This is a genomic window from Bacillus sp. SIMBA_005, from assembly GCF_046535585.1.
Lineage (GTDB): Bacteria > Bacillota > Bacilli > Bacillales > Bacillaceae > Bacillus > Bacillus pumilus.
Genome location: NZ_JAWRWI010000710.1, coordinates 1 through 257, shown reverse-complemented (window position 1 = coordinate 257; position 257 = coordinate 1). Strand labels below are relative to the sequence as shown.

Sequence of the window (257 nt, the reverse complement as noted above, 5' to 3'; positions counted from 1 at the left end):
CGTATGAAGAAAGAAAAAGCACTTAATGCAAGCGAAAAAAAAATGCTGGATAATGCATATGAATTTTTGATTAGTGAACTGGAAGTAATTAAAGGAATCACTGAAAAACAAATAAAAAGTTTTGGTTAGATACATCCCAAAAGATATTTCGGAATATTATGATGAAAAGCAAATCTTCTCCAACTTATGTTTAGAACATTAACGACCTCTTTTGTTATTCCTACATTCTAATCCATTTTTATTATTTACATTTCTTC

General features: G+C 28.0%; 1 pseudogene. It reads left to right on the top strand.

Going from position 1 to position 257, the window contains the following annotated elements:
- Positions 1-129: pseudogene (locus SB660_RS21920) on the top strand (CarD family transcriptional regulator); the annotation flags it as partial.
- Between the last annotated feature and the right edge of the window lie 128 nt (positions 130-257).